Source organism: bacterium (assembly GCA_014360495.1).
GTDB lineage: Bacteria > Armatimonadota > JACIXR01 > JACIXR01 > JACIXR01 > JACIXR01.
Map to the genome: position 1 here is coordinate 129,178 of JACIXR010000002.1, position 21,638 is coordinate 150,815.

18 protein-coding genes are annotated in these 21,638 nt (G+C 44.6%); 2 read left to right on the plus strand and 16 right to left on the minus strand.

Going from position 1 to position 21,638, the window contains the following annotated elements; translation table 11 throughout:
- Nucleotides 1-7: 7 nt before the first annotated feature.
- The 14 genes from H5T88_02160 to H5T88_02225 all read right to left on the minus strand — a co-directional run bounded on the left by H5T88_02160 (nt 8) and on the right by H5T88_02225 (nt 16,518).
- Nucleotides 8-1,912, minus strand: a complete 1,905-nt coding sequence (locus H5T88_02160; GenBank protein MBC7329142.1) for a hypothetical protein — start codon at nt 1,910-1,912, stop codon at nt 8-10.
- 69 nt (nt 1,913-1,981) lie between these two features.
- Nucleotides 1,982-3,802 carry a hypothetical protein gene (locus tag H5T88_02165; GenBank protein MBC7329143.1) on the minus strand — a complete coding sequence of 607 codons (1,821 nt, stop codon included), beginning with the start codon at nt 3,800-3,802 and terminating at the stop codon, nt 1,982-1,984.
- The gene (locus tag H5T88_02170) at nt 3,799-5,712 is read right to left on the minus strand and encodes a hypothetical protein (protein MBC7329144.1); all 1,914 of its coding nucleotides are present in this window, start codon (nt 5,710-5,712) and stop codon (nt 3,799-3,801) included. Before H5T88_02170 ends, H5T88_02165 begins: the two co-directional genes overlap by 4 nt.
- Before the next feature lie 19 nt (nt 5,713-5,731).
- Complete coding sequence (locus H5T88_02175) at nt 5,732-6,655, minus strand: sugar phosphate isomerase/epimerase (GenBank protein ID MBC7329145.1); 924 nt, start codon at nt 6,653-6,655, stop codon at nt 5,732-5,734.
- Nucleotides 6,656-6,661: 6 nt separating this feature from the next.
- Nucleotides 6,662-9,019, minus strand: a complete 2,358-nt coding sequence (locus tag H5T88_02180; protein ID MBC7329146.1) for a fused MFS/spermidine synthase — start codon at nt 9,017-9,019, stop codon at nt 6,662-6,664.
- A complete protein-coding gene (gene iolB, locus H5T88_02185) occupies nt 9,016-9,825 on the minus strand; it encodes a 5-deoxy-glucuronate isomerase (protein MBC7329147.1) in 810 nt (269 codons plus the stop codon). Before iolB ends, H5T88_02180 begins: the two co-directional genes overlap by 4 nt.
- A gap of 54 nt (nt 9,826-9,879) precedes the next feature.
- Nucleotides 9,880-11,736: a 1-deoxy-D-xylulose-5-phosphate synthase gene (locus tag H5T88_02190; protein MBC7329148.1), complete on the minus strand. Its 1,857-nt coding sequence runs from the start codon at nt 11,734-11,736 to the stop codon at nt 9,880-9,882.
- Nucleotides 11,737-11,744: 8 nt separating this feature from the next.
- Nucleotides 11,745-12,665, minus strand: coding sequence for a hypothetical protein (locus H5T88_02195; GenBank protein ID MBC7329149.1), 921 nt, complete (start codon nt 12,663-12,665; stop codon nt 11,745-11,747).
- Complete coding sequence (locus H5T88_02200) at nt 12,662-13,249, minus strand: hypothetical protein (GenBank protein ID MBC7329150.1); 588 nt, start codon at nt 13,247-13,249, stop codon at nt 12,662-12,664. Before H5T88_02200 ends, H5T88_02195 begins: the two co-directional genes overlap by 4 nt.
- Nucleotides 13,246-13,566, minus strand: coding sequence for a hypothetical protein (locus H5T88_02205; protein ID MBC7329151.1), 321 nt, complete (start codon nt 13,564-13,566; stop codon nt 13,246-13,248). The genes H5T88_02200 and H5T88_02205 overlap by 4 nt, the downstream gene beginning before the upstream one ends.
- Nucleotides 13,567-13,614: 48 nt before the next feature.
- Nucleotides 13,615-14,343, minus strand: coding sequence for a UPF0280 family protein (locus H5T88_02210; GenBank protein ID MBC7329152.1), 729 nt, complete (start codon nt 14,341-14,343; stop codon nt 13,615-13,617).
- Nucleotides 14,340-15,191 (minus strand): AmmeMemoRadiSam system protein B, encoded by an 852-nt coding sequence (gene amrB, locus H5T88_02215; protein ID MBC7329153.1) that lies wholly within the window; start codon nt 15,189-15,191, stop codon nt 14,340-14,342. Before amrB ends, H5T88_02210 begins: the two co-directional genes overlap by 4 nt.
- A 62-nt stretch (nt 15,192-15,253) precedes the next feature.
- Entirely contained in the window at nt 15,254-15,982 is a 729-nt protein-coding gene (gene lptC, locus H5T88_02220; protein ID MBC7329154.1) for an LPS export ABC transporter periplasmic protein LptC, read from the minus strand.
- The gene (locus H5T88_02225; protein ID MBC7329155.1) at nt 15,979-16,518 is read right to left on the minus strand and encodes a hypothetical protein; all 540 of its coding nucleotides are present in this window, start codon (nt 16,516-16,518) and stop codon (nt 15,979-15,981) included. Before H5T88_02225 ends, lptC begins: the two co-directional genes overlap by 4 nt.
- 55 nt (nt 16,519-16,573) lie before the next feature.
- Between H5T88_02225 and H5T88_02230 the strand changes: the two genes are divergently transcribed.
- Nucleotides 16,574-17,710, plus strand: coding sequence for a TIM barrel protein (locus H5T88_02230; GenBank protein MBC7329156.1), 1,137 nt, complete (start codon nt 16,574-16,576; stop codon nt 17,708-17,710).
- Here H5T88_02230 and H5T88_02235 read toward each other — a convergent pair.
- Nucleotides 17,702-18,511 carry a sugar phosphate isomerase/epimerase gene (locus H5T88_02235; GenBank protein ID MBC7329157.1) on the minus strand — a complete coding sequence of 270 codons (810 nt, stop codon included), beginning with the start codon at nt 18,509-18,511 and terminating at the stop codon, nt 17,702-17,704. The genes H5T88_02230 and H5T88_02235 overlap by 9 nt on opposite strands.
- A 10-nt stretch (nt 18,512-18,521) precedes the next feature.
- Nucleotides 18,522-19,451: a 4-hydroxy-tetrahydrodipicolinate synthase gene (gene dapA, locus H5T88_02240; protein MBC7329158.1), complete on the minus strand. Its 930-nt coding sequence runs from the start codon at nt 19,449-19,451 to the stop codon at nt 18,522-18,524.
- 52 nt (nt 19,452-19,503) lie between these two features.
- On the opposite strand from dapA, the gene H5T88_02245 reads away from it, so the two are divergent.
- Complete coding sequence (locus tag H5T88_02245) at nt 19,504-21,630, plus strand: hypothetical protein (GenBank protein MBC7329159.1); 2,127 nt, start codon at nt 19,504-19,506, stop codon at nt 21,628-21,630.
- Nucleotides 21,631-21,638: the final 8 nt, after the last annotated feature.

The following is a 21,638-nucleotide window of genomic DNA, read 5'->3' on the forward strand; positions in this document are numbered from 1 at the left end:
TGAATTATTATCCCCAAAAGTGGTAGATTCGCCAGTCAAGTAGTATACCCAAGATATTAGCTAAACTGCCCACAGTGAACTCGCCAAGTATCAAGCCGAAGAAGAAAGGCAAAGCTGTTCGGTATCCCTTCAACCCCGTAGTTTTTAAGATGATGAATTTCGCCAGCCAAGCAATGAAAATGGGGAACCACATCAAATTCATACTCCAAGAGGATGACACAGCGTATCCAATTGGATGGCAAGGCCACCAGAAGAAAGTTGTCTTCATAAATATGAGGAAAAGGCAAACGGCGAAACCTACGCCCGTGAAGATAGCGCAGAGGTCGTCCCTTTTCGTGGGAGTCTCTATCCAAGAGGATAGCCTATTGTAGGGCTCCCAGCCAAACCACACTCGCATTTTCGCAGAGGTAATCCCAATCCTGTAGCATAGGTCTAATAACGCCCAAAAGGCAACGAGGGAGCCCAGGAAGCTTGCCAAAAGCATTATCCACATAAATTTCTTCGGGTTTATATCCAACCTCTCCGCTATCTTAAATCCTTCAATCTGGTGCGGCATCGGATGGGAACGATATGCCCTATTGAAGCCCCAGTAGAGATTGAGAACGGTTAGGTTTCTGGGGGAAATGTTCTCCACTCCCCATATTCTGGTAATCATCTGGTCAGGTCCAGCAAAGTGGAGGTCATGGACGGGCGAGCCAAGTTCAGCCCTTATCCTTGCCACAGCTATTGAGAGTATGAAGAAGATTCCTAAGGCTGTAAGAGAGATACCCCAGCTCATACCCGCCCTCACGAAAAGATAGGAAGCCAAAGGAAAACCAATTAATATGCCGATTATCGCGGTTCTGTAGGACATCGGCTCATCGGAATCGTCCAACTCCGATTTCATCCCCAGCGCCTTCTTGAACACTTCCTTCAAATAATGCCTCGCTACCCATATAACAAAGAAGGTAACCCCTATATACGCCCCCGCTGATTGGTCGTTTATGTAAGGCATGTCCGGCCTACCAACATGTAAATTAAAGGCAACACTGAATATCCTTTGGAATTTCCAATACCAATAAAAGAACCAACAGGAAAAGGAGAGGTCAACGGGAAGGAGGAACCCAAGCCCTATGATGCAGGGAAACAGAGCAAGTGGAGTCCAACCTATAGCGTTCCAAGGTGGAGTCGTAACGTATTGACCTAAGTCGTAATCCCTTATAGGTATGTGGGGAATGGCGGGGAAATTGGCGTTGATGTTGTTTATGATGTCCACTAAGGAAGCAATGGCAAATCCTATCCACATCAATCTCTGCTTGAAGAGTGTGAAGTTCTCATCCGTCATAGCCAGTGGCAAAAGAATTATCGGGAAGGTAAGCCTCTCCCTTTCCGTCCATTGCTTGCGAAAGATTACGTTTATGCACATCATCAAGAAAATAAGGACCATAAAGAAGCCGGTCCAGATGAGAATGACTGGAAGCCAAGCAAGGATATGTTCTTTTGTATAAAAGCTTGACCAACCCATAAAGTACCCTTCCAAGATGTTCTTATCCGATACCATCAGCCACTTCGGGAGATATTTAAAGAAGAGAGTCTCCCATTTGTTTTCCGGCGTTGCATACCAGAAGGGATGGGTAAGGCAAGCTATGAGAACTTGATACATATCATGCCCCACCATGCAGGAACCAAGCGCCAAGATGGTATAGATAACCATCAGCTCGCCCTGAGTGAACATATAACGCGGGGCAAATTTCTTTAGTAAGAAGTTGATGAGAAGAAGGAAGAGAAGAGTGAAAACGACATTGAAGAAGAGGGACATCGTGGTAGGATGACCTGTATAAGTTACTTTTTCCATATAGGCAACCCACCAAGAATTGAGAGGCATCAAGAGGATAGCTATGAGAACCGCTCGGAAAGTTATCGCTCTCTTCATAGGTTCTTAAATCCTTTATTCTTCAATATATTTGAACAAGCTTCAAGGGAAATAAAATAAATAGCTCACTTAGGTTTTTGGTGGTGCAATAAGCTCTAAGAGAGCAACGCTATTCGGTAGGAGAAGCGTGTGGATTTCCCACCTATTGCGCTTGGGGATTTCCCCTTCATATGTGCATTCAAGCTTCCTTACCGAGGCATCATGGAAAAGATTATTGTGCTTCGCATCTACGAGATATAGCCTGCTCTTCCCTCCCCAAAGATTCTTGGGCAGCGGGTTTATAATCAAGTTCACCCTGCGTGGGATACCATAGCGCTCGGGGAAGTGGACAAGCATAATCGTCATTCTTCTTCCTTTATCGTCGGAGGAAGCTATTGCACATATATCTTCGTCTCCTCCTATAATCTCCAATCTTTTCTTCTCCATCATCGCAAATAATTGGTAAACGAAAAATGAAGGCTTGGGAAGATTGTCTCCCATTAAAAGACTCCAGCTTCCCCTAAATCTATTATCCCCATCCTTGACATAAAAGAAACATAAAACATCTATTCCCGCGGGAATCGCAGCCCTAATCACATTATTCGCTACCCAGGAAGCACCTATTTCGTTGTCTTGTGAGAAATCATGCCACCAAGCGTAGTTAAATTCCGTGATGAAGAACCCTTTAACCCTTCTTTTAACGGACGGATATTTGTTCAGCAATGCTTTAGTCTTTTCCACTTCTTCTATATATACTTTCGGCGGGTGGAAATATTCGTGCCAAGTAATGAAATCAAGGGGGAGATTCCTCTGGGCACAGAATCTAATCAATCCTTCCATGAAGGTTTCGCCATTCACACAATAGGGTCTTTCAGGGGAATAATCCCAAGGTCCAGAAGCATTGCAAGGTCCACCTATTAAAGCTTGAGGGTCCGCCCTTTTAATTCCCCTCACAGAAGCTTCGTAGAGTTTGAGATAAGCCTCTAAATGACTTTCCCCTGGAGGCGGTTTAAGCCATCCCGCATTAGCCTCATTCCAAACCTCCCAATATCTCACCCTTCTCCCTCTCTCAATACACCTTTTAGCAGCTCTATAGCACAAATCCTCCCATAGCTTGTAGCTTTTAGGTGCGCTGTGGCGGTCGGGGTCAGGGATAGCGTCAAAGGGGATGGGCATATATGAAAGGCATAAAATCGGTTCAGCCCCAATCTTATATATGAAATCCACCCGCCTATCTAAATCCGACCAATCATAGATTAGCTTTCCGTTTTCCTCCCTAACCACAGATGTCAAGACGTTGTCCATCCTGAAAAATCGCGGATGTAGGGGCAAAAGAGCTTCTGCTGTCTCGGGATTATAATCAGGCATACCACCACCCTGAGATAAACCCGCTAAAGGGCGTGGCAAATCTCCCTTAATTTTTCTTGGATTGACATAAATATAGCAGGGCTTTTCCACCTTTTCTTTCCTAAGCACCTTCAGCTCGGCTTGGTCGAATCCCACCTCCTTCTCCCCTTCTACTGGTCCGAAAACTTTGATTTCAACTAAATGCCTTTCCCCCGGAATTGCTTTCCTCGTTAGAAGTGCCGCCCCAGGGTGGTCGTTATCGTATCTTGATTGCAAATTGCCGTCAACATAAATCTCCCCTCCCTCGGAGGTGGAGATATAAAGAGCAACAGGACAGCCCTTAGTTTCCTTGCCTTCTATCCTCGCTGGGATGTTTATCCAAACCCTTAGCCATCCCTTTTCTCCTTCCTTCATTTTGAATTTAGCTCCAGGCTCAACATTTCTCCATCTCTCTTCCCCTTCCTTACGCCAGAGCCATGTGATTTCCCTTTGGGCATCAAAGACGAGGGGATTCAGGATGAGAAGGAGAAGAAAAAGTAGAAGGGAACCCGCTTTCCTTATCATCCCCAGAAATGATAGATTCGCCAGTCAAGTAATATACCCAGGATATTAGCTAAACTGCCCACAGTGAACTCGCCAAGTATCAAGCCGAAGAAGAAAGGTAAAGCTGTTCGGTATCCCTTCAACCCCGTAGTTTTTAAGATGATGAATTTCGCCAGCCAAGCAATGAAAATGGGGAACCACATCCAACTCATGCACCACGAGGAGGAAACCGCATAGCCAACCGGGTGGAAAGGCCACCAGAAGAAGGTTGTCTTCATAAATATGAGGAAAAGGCAAACGGCGAAACCTACGCCCGTGAAGACACTGCAGAGGTTGTCCCTTTTCGCGGGAGTCTCTATCCAAGAGGATAGCCTATTGTAGGGCTCCCAGCCAAACCAGGTAGCGGGACCAACCACCTTTGCTGAAGCGGCTCCAATCTTATAATACAGGTCTAATAGCGCCCAAAAAGCAATGAGCGAGCCCAGGAAGCTTGCCAAAAGCATTATCCACATAAATTTCTTCGGGTTTATATCCAACCTCTCCGCTATCTTAAATCCTTCAATCTGATGCGGCATCGGATGGGAACGATATGCCCTATTGAAGCCCCAATAAAGGGAAAGGACTGTGAGATTTTGGGGTGAGATGTTCTCCACTCCCCATATTCTGGTAATCATCTGGTCAGGTCCAGCAAAGTGGAGGTCGTGAGCAGGCGAGCCAAGTTCAGCCCTTATCCTTGCCACAGCTATTGAGAGTATGAAGAAGATTCCTAAGGCTGTAAGAGAGATACCCCAGCTCATACCCGCCCTCACGAAAAGATAGGAAGCCAAAGGAAAACCAATTAATATGCCGATTATCGCGGTTCTGTAGGACATCGGCTCATCGGAATCGTCCAACTCCGATTTCATCCCCAGCGCCTTCTTGAACACTTCCTTCAAATAATGCCTCGCTACCCATATAACAAAGAAGGTAACCCCTATATACGCCCCCGCTGATTGGTCGTTTATGTAAGGCATGTCCGGCCTACCAACATGTAAATTAAAGGCAACACTGAATATCCTTTGGAATTTCCAATACCAATAAAAGAACCAACAGGAAAAGGAGAGGTCAACGGGAAGGAGGAACCCAAGCCCTATGATGCAGGGAAACAGAGCAAGTGGAGTCCAACCTATAGCGTTCCAAGGTGGAGTCGTAACGTATTGACCTAAGTCGTAATCCCTTATAGGTATGTGGGGAATGGCGGGGAAATTGGCGTTGATGTTGTTTATGATGTCCACTAAGGAAGCAATGGCAAATCCTATCCACATCAATCTCTGCTTGAAGAGTGTGAAGTTCTCATCCGTCATAGCCAGTGGCAAAAGAATTATCGGGAAGGTAAGCCTCTCCCTTTCCGTCCATTGCTTGCGAAAGATTACGTTTATGCACATCATCAAGAAAATAAGGACCATAAAGAAGCCGGTCCAGATGAGAATGACTGGAAGCCAAGCAAGGATATGTTCTTTTGTATAAAAGCTTGACCAACCCATAAAGTACCCTTCCAAGATGTTCTTATCCGATACCATCAGCCACTTCGGGAGATATTTAAAGAAGAGAGTCTCCCATTTGTTTTCCGGCGTTGCATACCAGAAGGGATGGGTAAGGCAAGCTATGAGAACTTGATACATATCATGCCCCACCATGCAGGAACCAAGCGCCAAGATGGTATAGATAACCATCAGCTCGCCCTGAGTGAACATATAACGCGGGGCAAATTTCTTTAGTAAGAAGTTGATGAGAAGAAGAAAGAGAAGAGTGAAAACAACATTGAAGAAGAGGGACATCGTGGTGGGGTGCCCAGTGTAGGTTATCACTTCCATATAGGCGACCCACCAGGAATTGAGAGGCATCAAGAGGATAGCTATGAGAACCGCTCGGAAAGTTATCGCTCTCTTCATAGGCCCTTACATCTTTATTCTATATTTTTGACCAAGCTTCAACGAAAATTCGCTTGGCACCAGCGAGAACGACTTCGGGAATTTGCCCGGGTAGGGGCTTTATCTCAAAGGAAATGACTGGTAAGCGGGTAGGCACGCTCCTCTTTAGATACCCTATGTATATAAGAGCTTCAAGAAAAGCCCTCAACTCATCAACTCCTATTTCCCCACCCTCGACCTCGAATGGAGGATGATTATCTCCATATAAAGGACTTTCCCTATTCAAAACACAGTTCCCTATATGAATATGTATTAGATAATCCGAAACGGAGATTAGCGCCTCGTGGGGTTTTTCCCTGAGAAGGGGAAGGTGGGCAAGGTCAAGGGTCAGCCCGAAATTGCTGAACTCCTTTTTGATTTCCTCCGCTATTCTCCCCGCTTCCTCCGAAGGACCTATAAGGAATCTCTTGTCTATATCTCTATCAAAATTCTCAAGAGAAATAGTGACTATGTTTTCCTCCCCTTTTTCTTGGGCGTAGGCACAAAGCTCTTTAAGGGAAGCTATCAGCTTTTCCCTCGCCTCTTCCCTCACTTCTTCCCCCGGGTCCCTACCGCTGCAGACGGCAAGAATGCTAGCTCCAATCTTATAGGCTATATCTATGTTTCTTTTTGAGATTTCAATCGCTTTATTCCTCTCAGCTTCATCTAAACTGCAAAGGCTAACGCCTGCTTCCAATAATGAACTTTGCCCAGCGTAAATCACATCCATATGAGCCGATTTCAAGATGTCCCCTACTTTTTCGGCTAACTGAGGAGTCAGATTTGACACCTCTATTGCTCCGAAGAAATCATCTTCCACAATACTTTTTATTGTGCCAATGACCTCTTCTTCCCTTCTCAGATTGGGATATGCCATTGAATGGACTATCCCGATATTCACCGCGCCTATCCATAAACGCTCCACAATTAATCACCTCCTGAGATTTTTGAATCTATAAAGTTCATTTAATACATCATAATTGATGCTTTTGTAAAGCCATTTGGGCGCTGAATATTCTATCAAGGGAAGGTCATCCGTGTTGATGGGATATCCATTGCAGAATTGAAGCACTGTGTTATCAGCCATTAAAAATCCCCATAAGACATCCTGGGCGCCTCCTATTCCTATCCTCTGCAAGCTCTCCTTTATCTCAGGATTTTCCCTTATTTTCTTTTCTATTCTCTCCAATGATAGTTTCAAGGGCTCATTTGAACAGATGACCAACACATCGGCATAAATGGGTGGATAGTTCCAAAGAGACACTGAAGGGAAAACAGAACAAACGGTGGCAATCATACCTTTGAAATCGCTTAGAGAGGTTATATAAGCGGGTATCCAAAGGGCAAAGATTCCTCCTTTGTTCAGGTGTTCCTTAACTATCTGATAAAATTCTCTCGTGAAGAGATTTCCTAAACCCGATATCCAGGGGTTTGATGGTTCAGATATGATGCAATCGTATTTTTCCTTTGAAAGAAATAGGAAATTGCGCCCATCTTCTATCACGATGCGTGTCCTTGGGTCCTTCCAATACTCGTAGTTGACCTCCTTGAAGAATTTGGAAGCTTCAACCATAGCTGGTTCAATCTCGGCGCAGACTACCTCGTCAACTGGATGGCGGAGAGCGGCTCCCAGGGTGCATCCGCTTGCCAACCCGATTATCATCACTTTGCGAGGATGCTCATGAAGGAGCAAAGGCAAGTGAGCTACCATATATTGGGTAGTCAAGTCAATAAAGGAAGAGGCTTCAGTTTTCCCGTCCATTTGCAAAGCGCGAACAACTTTACCCTCATATTCTCCCTCGGTAACCGTGATTGTTGAGGTAATGCTATCCTTATAATAGATAATCTTGCGTCCCTCCATCATCTCAATCGCAGAGCGGAGAGAGCGTTTCTCCAGGTAGTAGGGAGCATAGAGATAAACTCCGCTCGTCAACCTTTCAATGTTCCAGCGAAAGGGAATAAGCGCGAAGAAAAGCACCGCTCCGAAGATTCCCCAAGCTTCTTTTATGCTCCTTGGGGAGACTTCTCTCACTCCCCTGAGCATAATCCCACCCGCAATGATGTTGAGAAGGGAAGAGATTATTATTATTCCCGCCGCGCCCACTAACTTCATCAAAAAGAAACCAGCGAAGAAGGAACCGAGGATATTCCCGAGAGTGTTAAAGGCATAAACCTTCCCCACACCGCCTGCGAATTGTTCCCTGCTTCTCAATGCTATCCTCGTTGCTATTGGGAAGGAGGCACCGAACAAGGAGGTGGGGATGATAAGGATGAGAGAGCAGATGATGAATTGGGTTAAATAAAAGAGATAAAAGCTACCACCGGTATATTTGAATAGCCAAAGAAAAACGATTGGAAGAAGGTCTATAAGGCGGGAGAAAAGAAGGGCGGTAAAGCCAGCTCCCATCTCTATGTAGGCGAGGAGAAGTGGAAGGTTTTTAACCCTTTCAATATAGCGCGAGATAAGAGCACTTCCAATGACAATGCCTAATAGAAACGAAGCAAGCATAGTCGTAAAGGCATAGGTGGTTATCCCGAAAACCATATGTAGCGCCCTTGTCCACGCTACCTCTAAAGCCATTGCGGAAAAACCGGAAATCCCTATAACAAGGGTCGCTAATTTAGCTGTTTCGGATGAATAGATTACGGGAGCTTGAGAGATTTCCTCTTCTCTCGCTTCCGCTACCCTATTAAGGAAGATAGAGAGAAAGAACACAAGGAAATTGAGGAAGACAGCGATTTTTATCGTATGGGATATGCCAAGATAGGGCATTAGCACAAAACCTGCTAAAAGGGTTCCTACAACAGCTCCGCTGGTGTTAACTGCATAAGCAACGCTGATGTCTTTTCCCGCTTCGCTTATCTTAGAATAACCCGAGGAAAAAGCGGGAAAGGTTCCTCCCATTAGGAAAGTAGGTGGTAGAAGAACGAGAATAACGAGAGCGAGCCGAAGCAATGCCAATCCCAACTGGGAATCTTGAAGAGAAGGGTAAAAGCCTCTATAAAGAAGGGAGATATGGGAAAGGAGAAAGGGGACCAAAAGGCATAAAACCCCTATCCCACCTTCCAGAATGCCATAGAAAAGGAGAGGAGACTTCACTTTATCCGCGACCTTGCCGAGAACATAGCTTCCCAGCGACATGCCACCCATAAAGACGATTAAAACCGTGCTTATCGCTAAGGCAGAGGTACCAAACACCAATCCAAGCATCCTTGACCACACCACTTCATATATGAGACCCGCACAACCGGAGAGGAAGAAAAGCACAAGCCAGATTCGCCTTATCATCCGCTGGTCACCCATTCATGTGTGGGGTCATTTATGGGAATCAAGCGCCTTTCCTCTCCAGCTAAAATCCAGAGATAATAAAGGAAGTAGCCCGGGGCAGAAACAACGGGGTGATATCCTTTGGTGATTATCACGCTATCTCTGTTTTCAATGACCAATGCTTCGTTAAGGGTTAAATCGTCGTCGTAAAGCCTCATAAGGGCGAAGCCTCCCTCAGGTTGAATTCGAAAGTGATATACCTCTTCTAACCAAATTTTTTGGGGTGGGTTATGTTCGTCGTGTCTATGGGGAGGGTAGGAAGACCAATTGCCAGGCGGGTTGAAGGTTTCACCCACCAATAACCTTTCTGCGGGGATGTCTTCCCTCAATACATCGTGAACCTCCCTGAAGAAGTTATCCCTTCCCACTTTCCTTACCCTTACATCTTCCGGCTTTATCACCACTGCTTCGCTTTTAATTTTCGCGGGCGCGAAGCAGAGGGCAGCCTCAAAATCCTTTTCCGCGAAGACGGAGAACTCGCTATTTGGAGGAATATACAGGGCATAAGCTTTCTCCTCAAAAACGTTTTTTCTCTCTCCGAGGTAAAAGGTTTTACCTTTATAATCCACTTTTACTTTCCCTTTCAAAAGGAGGAGTAAGCATTCCTTTCCCTTCGTGGATACATCGTGCTTCCTTCCCTCCTTTAGGGAAAGAAGGGAGAGTTCTATATACTTCAAAGGAGGGGTGCCCATAGGCGGGCGAACGATTGTTATGTATTCTTTCTCTTCTTGATTTTTTCCTTTTACGAGTAAGTCATCACGAACCATATTGTAAAATAGTTTAAGCAGAAGTTGATTTTAAAGCAATAAATTTCTTATTAGTTATTCCTTGAGAATTTCTTTCGCTGATTGATAAATGCCTTCCGGCGTTAATCCTAAAAGCTGAAGGAGCTCTTCCCTTTTCCCATGCTCAACGAACCCATCTATCCCAATAAATTTGATTCTAACATCGCTCAAACCCTTGCTAAAAAGGAGATGAGCTATCTGATAGCCAAAACCACCCTGGAGAATACCTTCCTCCACAACAAGCACCCTTTTAGTTCTTCCGATGCAGCTCAAAATCAATTCCTCATCTATTGGTTTGACGAAACGGGGATTGATTAGAGTGGCTTTTACACCGTCCTTCTCCAACATCTCAACAGCAATCTCAGCGGAATGGACCATACTGCCTAAAGCTATTATACACAAATCTTCACCTTCTCTTCTTACCTCGCCTTTTCCGATTGGCAAAATTTGGGGGTTGTCGTAAGGAACACCGATTCCCCTCGCCCGGGGGTAACGAATAGCAAAGGGGCGATTTGAATCTAAAGCGGTTTTTAGGAGGGAAGCCAATTCCCATTCATTGGCTGGAGCGGAGATGACGAGGTTGGGAATAGGGAACAGATAGGCAATGTCAAATAATCCCTGATGGGTTGCCCCATCTTCCCCCACTATACCCGCCCTATCTATAGCGAATACAACGGGAAGATTTTGTAGGCAAACATCGTGGATTATCATATCGTATGCTCTTTGAAGGAATGTTGAATAAATCGCTACAACGGGTTTGAATCCCCTACAGGCTAAGCCAGCTGCGAAGGTAACGGCACAACCTTCTCCCATCCCCACATCAAAGAAACGAGCTGGAAATTTCTTCGCAAAAGAAGAAAGTCCTGTGCCCAATGGCATAGCGGCTGTTATCGCTATTATCCTGTCGTCCTCTTCCGCTAATGCGACCAACGAATCAGCGAAAACTTCCGTGTAAGTGGGAGGGAACGGTGGTTCCAATACTTCACCTGTTTCCAAATTGAAAGGAGGAACTCCGTGGAATTTCTCGGGGTTTGTTTCCGCAGGTGGGTAACCTTTCCCCTTCTTAGTAAATATATGAACCAGCGTCGGTCCAGGGATGTTTTTCGCCCTTTGTAGTATCTCTATCAGAGCTTCAAGGTCGTGTCCATCAATTGGACCCAAGTAAGTGAAGCCCAATTCCTCAAAAATCATCCCTGGGATGAATATATGTTTAACAGCTTCTTTGAATCTCTGGAGACTTTCCCAAAGGGGCATCCCCAGCGGGATTCTCCTTAAAATGAACTCCAAGTCCTCCTTGATTTTGAGGTAGCTGGGCTCAGTTCTTATGCGTGAGAGATATTCGGAAATGGCTCCTATGCTTTTGCTTATTGACATCTCGTTATCGTTTAGCACCACGATGACCTTCTTCTTTAAATGCCCAATATTATTGAGCGCCTCCCAACTCAATCCGCCTGTCAAAGCGCCATCTCCTATAATCGCGACGACTTCATAATCTCTTCCTTCTAAATCCCTCGCAACGGCGAAGCCGAGCGCAGCGGGTAGAGAGGTGGAAGCGTGTCCGGCTCCAAAGGCGTCGTGTTCGCTTTCGGAAAGTTTTAAAAATCCCGAGAGCCCACCCTTCCTCCTCAAAGTATCAAACCTATCTTTACGCCCCGTGAGAAGCTTATGGGCATAGGCTTGGTGCCCAACATCGAAAACGAGCTTGTCTTTGGGTGAATCAAAAACATAATGTAGCGCTACAATTAACTCAACCGCTCCCAAGCTCGGCGCTAAATGACCTCCGTTTCTTGCTACAACCTCTAAAATCCTCCCTCTGATATCTTCACAAAGGGAATATAAATCCGATATTGAAAGGCTCTTGATATCCTTGGGAGTGTTTATCTTCTCCAACATCTCAAATTTTAGTGCTTCAAGGAAGGCAAGGAGACCAAATCATCCTGGCGAATGCTGAGAGATTCGGAAAGAATCTCTCCCTTCGCTTTATCCGCCCTAACCTCGGTTATCTTAACCTCTCCTATCTTCGTTTTATCCACCCAAACTATATTTCCGCTTTCGTCTTTTATAGGATGAATCCTGTAGACCTCTAAAACCATCCCCACTTTAATCCCCGCTTGAGCTCCTATATCCAATATCACTGTTTTCTTTTCCCTCGCTAATATTTTGCCTTGGGGAGAGAAAAGGAAGGAAAATTTCCCTATTGCGTTTTTCACCGCCTTTCTGGTCGCCTTGGCGAAGGAACTTTCTTCCCATTCCTTTGATTCCGTCCCCACGCCAGCTATCCACTTATCTAAGTCCGTGCCCACTCCAACCGAGAAACTTCTCTGCTTCTCTTCTCCTTCCCCAGTATCAGCGAAAAATATCTTACCCGTAGCGACATCTATTATTCGGTAGTCAAACTTGACCCTTGCTATGCTTACCTTCCTCGCTCCGCCTCCGAACAAGTTCTTGAGAAACCCCAAAATTCCTCCCTTCTTTTCCTCTCTTATTCCAAATTCCGTTATTGTTCCCGTGAGAATGTAATCAACCCCCAGGAGCTTTCCCACCTTCACAGCGGTTGAGGGGTCAATCATCCCTCCTTCCCCAAGCTTTATCTCCTGCATTATCTCGTTTAGTTTGCTTCTCTCAATGACATCAAAACAGCCCATCTGAACAAGGGAAGTGACAAACATCTCGGAAACGATTTTCCCTAAATTAGCAGTTCTTACAAGCTGGCTATCAAAGGGGATGACCGCAATCCTTTTCTTGCCCATGGGAATGGATTCCTGAGAAAAGCAAAGAGGAATTAGAAGAAGTAAAAACAAAAGAAAACGGAGTTTCCTCATCGCTTTTCAGCCTCCATTTCTTTATTTGATTTAGAAATCACATATTTACCCTTCCCATCATATAGGGCAACAATCAAATTTAGTTCCTTTGGTTTGCTTTTAGGTTTCCATTGTAATTCTATTGGTCTATGGCAGGTGCCAGCTGGCATTGATATTTTCCCTTCCTTTTTGGATAACAAAACGTGGTTCTCTCCGGTTATGAAAGCAACCCATTTCCCAATGAATTCCTTTTCCGAGTAATTACAAGGAGCAAATGATAAACTGAAACCATCGTTTTGGGGAGAAATTTTCACGGAATCAAAGGAGATTTTACCCATTTCTTTTTGTTTTAGAACATTTTTCAAATTCTCATTGAGAGCGGCGACAAGCTTCTTTTCATCCCTCATCAGTGGCAAGAGTTTCCCATTTAGGGAGATGAATTTACGGGAGGAACTCTTGTAAATTACTATGTTTATTTTTTTATTGGGGAAGTTTTTCTTTAAGGAGGAAAGGAAAGAGTTTGCCTTTGGATGAGAAATTTCCACGAGGGGAGCGGAAAGGGAAAAAATCGGAATTATGATAAGGAGTAGCAAATATCTCGTCATTTGACCATCTCTTTCAACCAGTTTACCTTTTCACTTAAAAGGAGGTGAAAATTCAAAAGTTCGTCAATGGTTATCTTGCCCATCTTTTTAAATTTCCTTATTTCCTGGGGAGTGAGTTCTCCCCTTGAACTTGTTAGAGAGGCTCTATTCCATTCCTTTTCCGCTATGAGGTATTCTCCGATTCTCTTGCAGCGGGGACACTTGTATTTTATGGATACGAAGCTTTCCCCGAAGAGCTTGAAGTGGAAGGATATCTGGAGGATATTTTTCCGAAAGATTCTCCTTCCACAGGTGCAACGAATAATTGCAGTATTCATAATTCACCTCCAAATTTAAAAGCTTCTATTTATTATTTTAAGGGAATTTTAGAGAAGTTTCAATGGCACGAGGTTTACTTTCCCCCCTACAACGAGTTTCCCACCGAACGCGATGATTATTCCTCTTAACACTTTTGCTTTATCAAGGATTTTCTCAGTTGGTGTTCCCTTCCTGACGAGGTTAGCAAGAGCTGTTGCGAAAGCATCAGCCACTGCACAGGAAGGGGTTATCGCAACGACTGCGTCCGCCTCTCCCATACTGAACGAAGGTCCAACCGTTCCAGAGGAGGTGCATATTCCTAAGGGTGTTTCATCCGGGTTGACGAGAATCCCAATTTTATTTGTGAAGGGTGAGTTTTCCCCTGCATAGAGCCCCACTATACGGGGCTTTGAACATTTTATAAATATATCTCCCCCATTCTCCACAATCACATCTTGGCAAAATTTCACCAACTCTTTGCCCACTAGCTCCGCTATAGCTCCCGCTACCGCAGCCATAGGTCCTATTCCCGCCTGTATTGAGGCACCCGCCATCAATCTCACTATCTCGGGAGCATCCCGCTCAACGGGATAGGGGGCAAATGTATGGGCGAAAATAGGGTTCTTCTCAATATAATCCTCAAGCTGACGGCGGACCTCCCTGGTTTTCCTCTCCGCTATCTCTCGGCAATCCTTGTCCGTTCTTATTAATAGGTCTGTCTGCTTTATCTTTATATTATATGTTTGAAGCTCCTCTTCTTTTATCCAATCTCTATAATACGGCGTATTGTATTTCATAATATAATGCCCATTGAGGCGTAGCCAACCACCTCTAACATATCTCCTATGATATCCCCCGATGTGTAATACTTATAAAGAACACCTCCTTTTGCTCCTCTTTTCCTCCCGAAGACGATAGCAGAGGCAACCCCAGCTGGTCCACACATAGTTATTTGGTGTCTTCCTATGTTGAGATATAGCTCCGTCTCGTTTAAGGACTTAACGCATTCTATAACCATCCTATCCTTTTCCATTGCTACAGCTTTCGCTTCATAATGAGTTAAATCAGTGCTCGCTATAACTACCGCTCTCTCACCCGAAAGGACATCAGCGAGAACATTTCCCAAATGTAGACCTACGGGTAAAGTTTGGTTATAAACCGCTATGGGAACGAAGGAAAAATCGTTTCCAAATAGATATTGTAAGAAGGGGAGCTGAACCTCTATTGAGTGCTCGTAGAGATGAGCTACGGGGTCATCCTTCACAATATCGCTGTTGGCTAGTATCCTCCTTGCCAATTCCTCGTCAATGGGGACATTTCCCAAAGGCGTTTGCCATTCCCCTTTGGCGAAGATGGATACCTCTGCTCCTAAAGCCCTATGATTTGGACCGATTATAACTATCCTTTTAGGTTTTCCATCTTTCGCCAAAGCATAATAGGCGTGGGCAGCCGCCTGTCCGGAATAAATATATCCGGCGTGCGGAACAACGAGCGCCAATATCTTCCCCTCCCCCTCCCTACTAACCTCCGGTAAGCTTCCGGGTCCTAATGGTCCTTTAAAACAATCCTCTATTTGTTTTAGAAGCCTCTCTTTATTTAGCTCATAAAAGTAACCGGCTACAGCGGGTTTTCTTGTTGTTTTCATCTCCTCTTCATCCCTTCCTTTTTAAAATTTTTTAAAATAAAAAAACTTAGTAGAGCGACGCTTTAATCCTGGGATGAAGATTCCTTCTTCTCCTTTACTTTGAAAATCCCGCTGAGCGGTCCCTCTATCTCTATCCATTCGTTATCTTCTTTCGTATAAATGACCATTTTACTACAATTCATAGTTTGACCTTTCTCGTCCTTGAATTTAACATCGCCCTCCAATATTATTTTATCCTCTTTCCCCAACCATGTCACTTTCTGCGCCACGAGCTCCTTGTCCTCCTGGGTAACCACAACCTTATCCTCCAAATAAGCGATTTTATCTTTATAATTATAAGTGATTTTCTCGCATTTCAATATGGTCTTTTCCTTCCAATACTTTTTCAAACCCTCTTTCTTTTCCTCCTTTTTCTCTTCTTCTTTCTTCTTTCTGATATTGACTACCCTCACTTCACCATTTAATACTACGATTTTTTCCTTTAGGTCAACCTCCAAAGAGAGAGCGGTTATCTCGTTCTCCTCATCTGTAAACTTGAGATTTCCCTTAGCGGTGGCCTTCTCCGTTTCCTCATTATAGACTATCTCGTCCGCCTCTACTTTAGCCTTTTCTTTAGCATCTATCAGCTCTCCCTTAGTGAAAACATAAGTCTTAGTTTTATAATCATATTTTGCCTTCGTGAAGTGAAACTCTATCTCCCTCTCTTCCTCATCTTTATCTTCAGGAGGAGTAGCTCCCAAGAGAACAATGATAAAGAGCAAGCCAAATAGGACGAGGAGGAACTTCTTCATAGCTTCTCCGCCGTCTTCACTTTGAGCACGCCATTGTCCACAAGGAGAAGGGAATTCTTGAGGTCCAGCTCAATATATTCCCCAATCAGGGAGGCTTTTTTAGCGTAAAATTTTGCTCCCCTCTCACAAACCAACCTTTGTTTATCCCCTTCCCATAAAAGAACGGGGGCATAGACGTTTAGTTCTTTGCTCCAAATATGCACATCCTCCAACTGAAGGTTCTTCATTATGTTATCGTAAACAGCCTTCTTCGCCTCAAACCAAAGCTTCCCTCTTTCCCATTCGTGGAAAACCCCGTTCTTAATTCCCCAAAGATAGGTGAAGCGTTCGTCAGAGCTCTTCTCCGTTTTCTCTGCGTCCAATTCCCACTGCAAATTCCCATTGTAGCGTCCCACAATGTGGGCTTTCTTGACGAGAAGACGAAAGTTAATGTTTTTCTCTTTTATTTTTTCTTTCTCCTCTTTCCTAACGAAGAAGTAACTTCCCACGGCTAACATAAGGATAACGAGGATAATAAATGGGCTTGCTTTCCTCACATAAAAAATTATAATACAAGGAAATAAAAAATCAATTCAAAGGAGGAGAAGCAAAATGGGATTAGTTGACTTGCGTGAACAAGCAAGGAGAAGAACGCCGGAAGAGCTTTTGGAACACCTTAAAAGCTTCCATCTCGATTTGAAGTTCTCTGCCGGAGTTTGGTTCTTCTCTCCCTCCGGTGGTAGATTCCACGATAGATACACGCCCCCTATGTCTATGGAGGAAATATTTGAGAAAGCACAGGGCTTGATGAAGTATGGATTGAAGGGTTTGGAAGCTCATTATCCAAACGAGATTGGCGAGGATAACCTTGACCTTTGGAAGAAATTTCTCAAGGATAGCGGTATGAAGTTGGTGGGTATAGCGGCGAACATCTTTTATGAGAGCAGGTTTAAATTCGGCGCTCTTTCCTCGCCTCTTCCCGAGGTTAGGCGAGTTGCCATTGAGAGAGTGAAGGAGACTTTAAGGCTTGTGAAGGAGTTGGATTGCGATTTCGCGATAATCTGGCCGGGAATAGATGGCTATGAGAACAATTTCGGAATAGATTTTCAAGCTATGCGGGCGAGATTTGCTGAGGGAATAGCAGAAGCTATGGACGCTGTTCCCGGCGTGAGGATTGCCTTTGAACCAAAGCCTTACGAGCCAAGGGGAAGGATAATTTACGGCACTACAAGCGAGGGAATCCTCTTGGCTTTAAGAGTGGAAAGCCTTCTGAAATCCTCTCCAAATAGAGAACTCCTTGAAGAGGGACACTCGCTTGTTACTTTGAATCCCGAAATGGGTCATATCTTGATGGGCTATGAGGACCCTCCCTACGCTTACAGCCTGGTAATGGAATACGGGAAGCTCGCTCATACCCATTGGAATAGCCAGCCTTTGGGCAACTATGACCAAGACCTAAATGTTGGCGTCATCTCACCCGAGCTCGCGGAGGCTACACTTTATGTAATGAAGATGCACGGATACAGAGGATACTTCGGCATAGATATAAATCCTGAGCGAATGCCGGTCGAGAGGGCGATTATAAATTGCATAGACGCGATAAAGGCTATGAACGACCGGATAGAGGCTTTAGACCACGAAAAAATAATCTATTATACCCTCCACCCAGATAAGGCGGAGGGATTATTAGAAGCTCTACTGATTAGAGCTCGTGCTCCCTATCCGGAAAAGCTCTCGCCCTTAGATTAAGAGCTCCTTCGCCCGCTTAATTGCCTCCTTGCAGACCTCCAGCGGAGGTCTTGATTGATGGATTGGGTTGAATATTTCTATGGAAAGCCATCCACCGTAGCCGATTTTCTTTAAGTTAGCTATGAGCTCTTTAAGGGGGGCTTTCCCTTCGCCAGGCAATACCCTATCAGCGTCGCTCTGCTCCTCCAGCGCTTTATCGGGGGAGATGTCGTTGAAATGCACCAATGCTATCCCCTCGCCCGGCAGAGAAAGGAGGTCCGCTGGGGTTCCTCCTCCTTTCAAAAGATGAAAAACATCCACGATTACTCCACCATTTTCGCAATTGGCTTCCTTCACTATCTCGTAGGCGGAAATCGGGTTATTGATTCCTTTCCTCATCCCGAGAAATTCAAGCCCCATAATTAAGCCCCATTCCTTCCCCATCTCGCAAAGCTCCCTGTAATCCTGAACGCTTCTCTCCAAAGGAGCCTCCGCTTCCCAAGCCACGGGACATACAAGAACGCTCCTCTCTATCCCTATCCCTCTACACATTTCCCCTATCTTTTCCACTTCTTCCTTCACACCGCTCTTGTCATCAACTAAATGCCATCCGCCCAAAGCGCATATCTCGGGAACCTCAAGATTAAATTCCCTTAAAAGATTTCCGATTTCCTCAAGGCTGCCACCTTGGGAGATGAATTCATCCACATCCGATACCCACAAGCCTACTCCTTCAAATCCACTTTCCGCTATCGCTTTCAATCTCTCCGGGAGAGGGTCTTTCCTCAAGCTGACCAAATTCATAGATAACCGCATTGCCATACCTCCTTCCTTAGATTTTTATTTCTATGTAAGGGATATTTTTCAGGGCTTCAATGACCCTTTCCTTCTCAGCATCTTTTGGAGGGAGAAGGGGAGGTCGGGGCACCCCTATATCCATCCCTGAGACCGCAGAGAAAGCAAACTTGAGTAGTGGTATTGGGTTTTTCCTGTTATTTTGCACCAAAGAAAAAATAAAGGGGTATATTTTCTGATGGAGATAGGCAGCTTTTGGAACATCTCCTGCGAGGAAAGCCGTCATCATCTCCCTTATCGCTTTACCAACAACTTGGGCTGTCCCGCTTACCCCTCCCACTCCGCCTTGAGCGAGAATCTGGAGTATCATTGAGTCGTCTCCAGAATAAATCGCTAAACTATCGTTGCATTCCAATATATATTTCGTCCCCTGAAGAGGATGAATTTCCGCTTCTTCCTTTATAGCGACGATATTCTCCAACTCGCTCAATTTACCAACGGTCTCCGGCTCTATATTTGTTCCTGAGAAAAGGGGAATGTTATAAAGCATAATGGGAAGTTTCGTCTCCCTGGCAATTGCCTTGTAATGTGTCTCTATTTCCTCTTGTGTTGGCTTACAATAATAAGGGGTGACAATCATTGCCATATCATATCCGAGTTCTTCAGCTGCTTTGGTCAAACTTATCGCTTCCCTTGTGGAAACCGCTCCCGTCCCCGCAATCAGGGGAACTTTACCGAAAGCAACATCCTTAACAGCCTTAAAGAGGGAAATTCGTTCATCCATTGTGAGGGAGAAAAATTCGCCGGTTGTTCCTCCCACGATTAATGAATCGCAAAGATTTTCCCCAATTATATAATCAGCGATTTCCTGCGTTTTCTTTGTGTCTAAATTTCCTCTCTTATCAAAAGCGGTGAGCATAGGAACCAAGAGTCTGCCAAATTTCTTCACTACCTCTTCTTTTTTCATTTGAAAAACCTCCTTATCAAGGGGTGTTGCTACTATTATAGTATTATAAGATATGAGGGTAAATACGGAATTAATACTCGTTTTTCTCCTCCTTTTCTCCAACGTTGTTGGCTTTTCTAATCAAGTGGTGAGACTCTATATAGCTCGCCAATACTCTTGGGAAGAGAAGGTTGGGTTTCACCTTTACCTTCAGAGCACCTCAGAGGGCGAATCGCCTTGCAAATTGGAGAATCTTTATCTGAACCTTGGAATTGGCGATGGGAAACATTGGCGAACAATTTCCGCTCATCCTCAATGGATAAAAGATAGGGAATATATCGTTGAGGCGAAAATAGATTCTGATAGCGCCGAGCTATGGTTGGATGGAGAATTAGTGGGAAAAAGCGAGGGATATTTCGTTCCCGCTGAGGAAAATCTCACGCTTAACTATATGCCCAACTGGGCAAAGGGCAAATCCAAGTTCCTCATAGTTTTAAAGAAGATTGAACTGATCTTCTCCGATGGGCGAAAAAAAGAATACACCTTCCCTCAACTCCCCCTCCCTCTTTTCCTCTTTGAGCCGCAGTTCCCATATGCGCTCCAAACGAGAATTCAAAAAGGCGAATGGCTGAAAATAAAAGCTACCTTTGCTCTCCTTCCTTATCCAGATTTAAGGACGATATCCCCTTTGATAGATGAATATGGGCAGTGTATATATGGAGATTGGGCAGGAAAAATAAAGAGCGAAGAGGAGCTTAGAAAAAGCAGAGAGGAGGAAGAAAATATTCTTTCTTCTTGGGAGATTCCGAGGGAATACGACCGCTTTGGAGGTTATAAAATAGCAGGTTGGAAGGAAAAGCCCACGGGATTCTTTAGGGTAGTGAAGAGAAACGGCTTTTTCTGGCTTATATCTCCTGAGGGGAATCCCTGCTTTTATATAGGGCTCTGTGGGGTTCCCGCTATAAACTGGGATATGACCCCGATAACTGGAAGGGAATATCTGTTTTCCTGGCTCCCTCCTAAAGAAGGGCAATTTTCCTCAAGCTGGGCAAGGGGGATAAGGGGAGACCCTGAAGTTGAGTATGTATCTTTTCATACCTGCAATATGATTCGTAAATATGGTGAGAATTGGCGGGAAATATCTCTTGAGCTCACAAAGAAGAGATTAAGAACTTGGGGATTTTCGGGAGCGGGAAAATGGAGTGAAATGGAGGGTTTACCTTGCCTTCCCGTGCTTTATAGATGGGATGTTCCCAACCTTGTTCGTCATCCCGATATATTTGACCCAACGGTAAGGGAGAAGTTCAAAGAATCCCTGCGAAAGCAGATAGAAGCGAGGAAGAACGACCCATATATCGTTGGCTGGTCTTTGGGAAATGAATATGGGGAGATAATAAATTCTGATGAGATAAGGGAAATACTCAAAATGGGAAGCGATGTGCCAGCTAAAAGGTCTCTAATATCTTTCGCTTTAGAGGAAATTTACGGAGGAAATCTTAAGGAGCTGAAAAAGAGATGGGGGATAAAGGGAGAGGAGAAGGAAGACATTTATAAAGATGAAATTAGCCCTCCCCCTGAAGACATTGAGAGGCTCCGGCTATATTATGCCGAAAAGTACTATGAGTTCATTTATATAACGATAAAAGGAATAGACCCAAATCATCTTTACTTCGGTTTCTGGATAACGCCAGGTTGGTGGGAAAACGAAAATGATTGGAGGTTGATAGCGAAATACTGCGATGTGATTGGTTACGACCTATATTCTTACGATTTCATGGATGTGAGGTTGAGGAAGCTGGTTGAGGAAACTAAAAAGCCCATTTTTTGCGGGGAGTTTTCCTTTCCTCCATTTTATGAGGGGAAGCGAGGATTTGGGATATGGGAGGGAGGAGTTCCGGGTGGCGTGAAGGCGAAAGATGATAGGGAAGCAGGTGAGCTTTATGGGGATTGGCTGAAAGAAGCCGCAGGAAATCCCTATTGCGTGGGTGTGAGTTGGTTCATTTATAGGGACCAACATATCACGGGGATAGGCGGTGAAAGACAGTGTTCAGAGTTGGTTTACGGTGAGCATTATGCCTTTGGAATAGTTGATATAGGGGATAGACCTAAATGGGAGCTGGTTAAAAGAATGAGGGAAGCTAATTTCTCCGCCATAAAATGGAGGCTATTCAAAAGTGGGCTCCTTGAGGGAAAGAGGTAATGACAAGG

Excerpts from the sequence above, each read along its gene's own strand:
- H5T88_02160 (MBC7329142.1), bottom strand. The coding sequence starts at position 1,912 with ATGAAGAGAGCGATAACTTTCCGAGCGGTTCTCATAGCTATCCTCTTG.
- H5T88_02165 (MBC7329143.1), bottom strand. The coding sequence starts at position 3,802 with ATGATAAGGAAAGCGGGTTCCCTTCTACTTTTTCTTCTCCTTCTCATC.
- H5T88_02170 (MBC7329144.1), bottom strand. The coding sequence starts at position 5,712 with ATGAAGAGAGCGATAACTTTCCGAGCGGTTCTCATAGCTATCCTCTTG.
- H5T88_02180 (MBC7329146.1), bottom strand. The coding sequence starts at position 9,019 with ATGATAAGGCGAATCTGGCTTGTGCTTTTCTTCCTCTCCGGTTGTGCG.
- iolB (MBC7329147.1), bottom strand. The coding sequence starts at position 9,825 with ATGGTTCGTGATGACTTACTCGTAAAAGGAAAAAATCAAGAAGAGAAA.
- H5T88_02190 (MBC7329148.1), bottom strand. The coding sequence starts at position 11,736 with ATGTTGGAGAAGATAAACACTCCCAAGGATATCAAGAGCCTTTCAATA.
- H5T88_02195 (MBC7329149.1), bottom strand. The coding sequence starts at position 12,665 with ATGAGGAAACTCCGTTTTCTTTTGTTTTTACTTCTTCTAATTCCTCTT.
- H5T88_02200 (MBC7329150.1), bottom strand. The coding sequence starts at position 13,249 with ATGACGAGATATTTGCTACTCCTTATCATAATTCCGATTTTTTCCCTT.
- H5T88_02205 (MBC7329151.1), bottom strand. The coding sequence starts at position 13,566 with ATGAATACTGCAATTATTCGTTGCACCTGTGGAAGGAGAATCTTTCGG.
- H5T88_02210 (MBC7329152.1), bottom strand. The coding sequence starts at position 14,343 with ATGAAATACAATACGCCGTATTATAGAGATTGGATAAAAGAAGAGGAG.
- amrB (MBC7329153.1), bottom strand. The coding sequence starts at position 15,191 with ATGAAAACAACAAGAAAACCCGCTGTAGCCGGTTACTTTTATGAGCTA.
- lptC (MBC7329154.1), bottom strand. The coding sequence starts at position 15,982 with ATGAAGAAGTTCCTCCTCGTCCTATTTGGCTTGCTCTTTATCATTGTT.
- H5T88_02230 (MBC7329156.1), top strand. The coding sequence starts at position 16,574 with ATGGGATTAGTTGACTTGCGTGAACAAGCAAGGAGAAGAACGCCGGAA.
- H5T88_02235 (MBC7329157.1), bottom strand. The coding sequence starts at position 18,511 with ATGGCAATGCGGTTATCTATGAATTTGGTCAGCTTGAGGAAAGACCCT.
- dapA (MBC7329158.1), bottom strand. The coding sequence starts at position 19,451 with ATGAAAAAAGAAGAGGTAGTGAAGAAATTTGGCAGACTCTTGGTTCCT.
- H5T88_02245 (MBC7329159.1), top strand. The coding sequence starts at position 19,504 with ATGAGGGTAAATACGGAATTAATACTCGTTTTTCTCCTCCTTTTCTCC.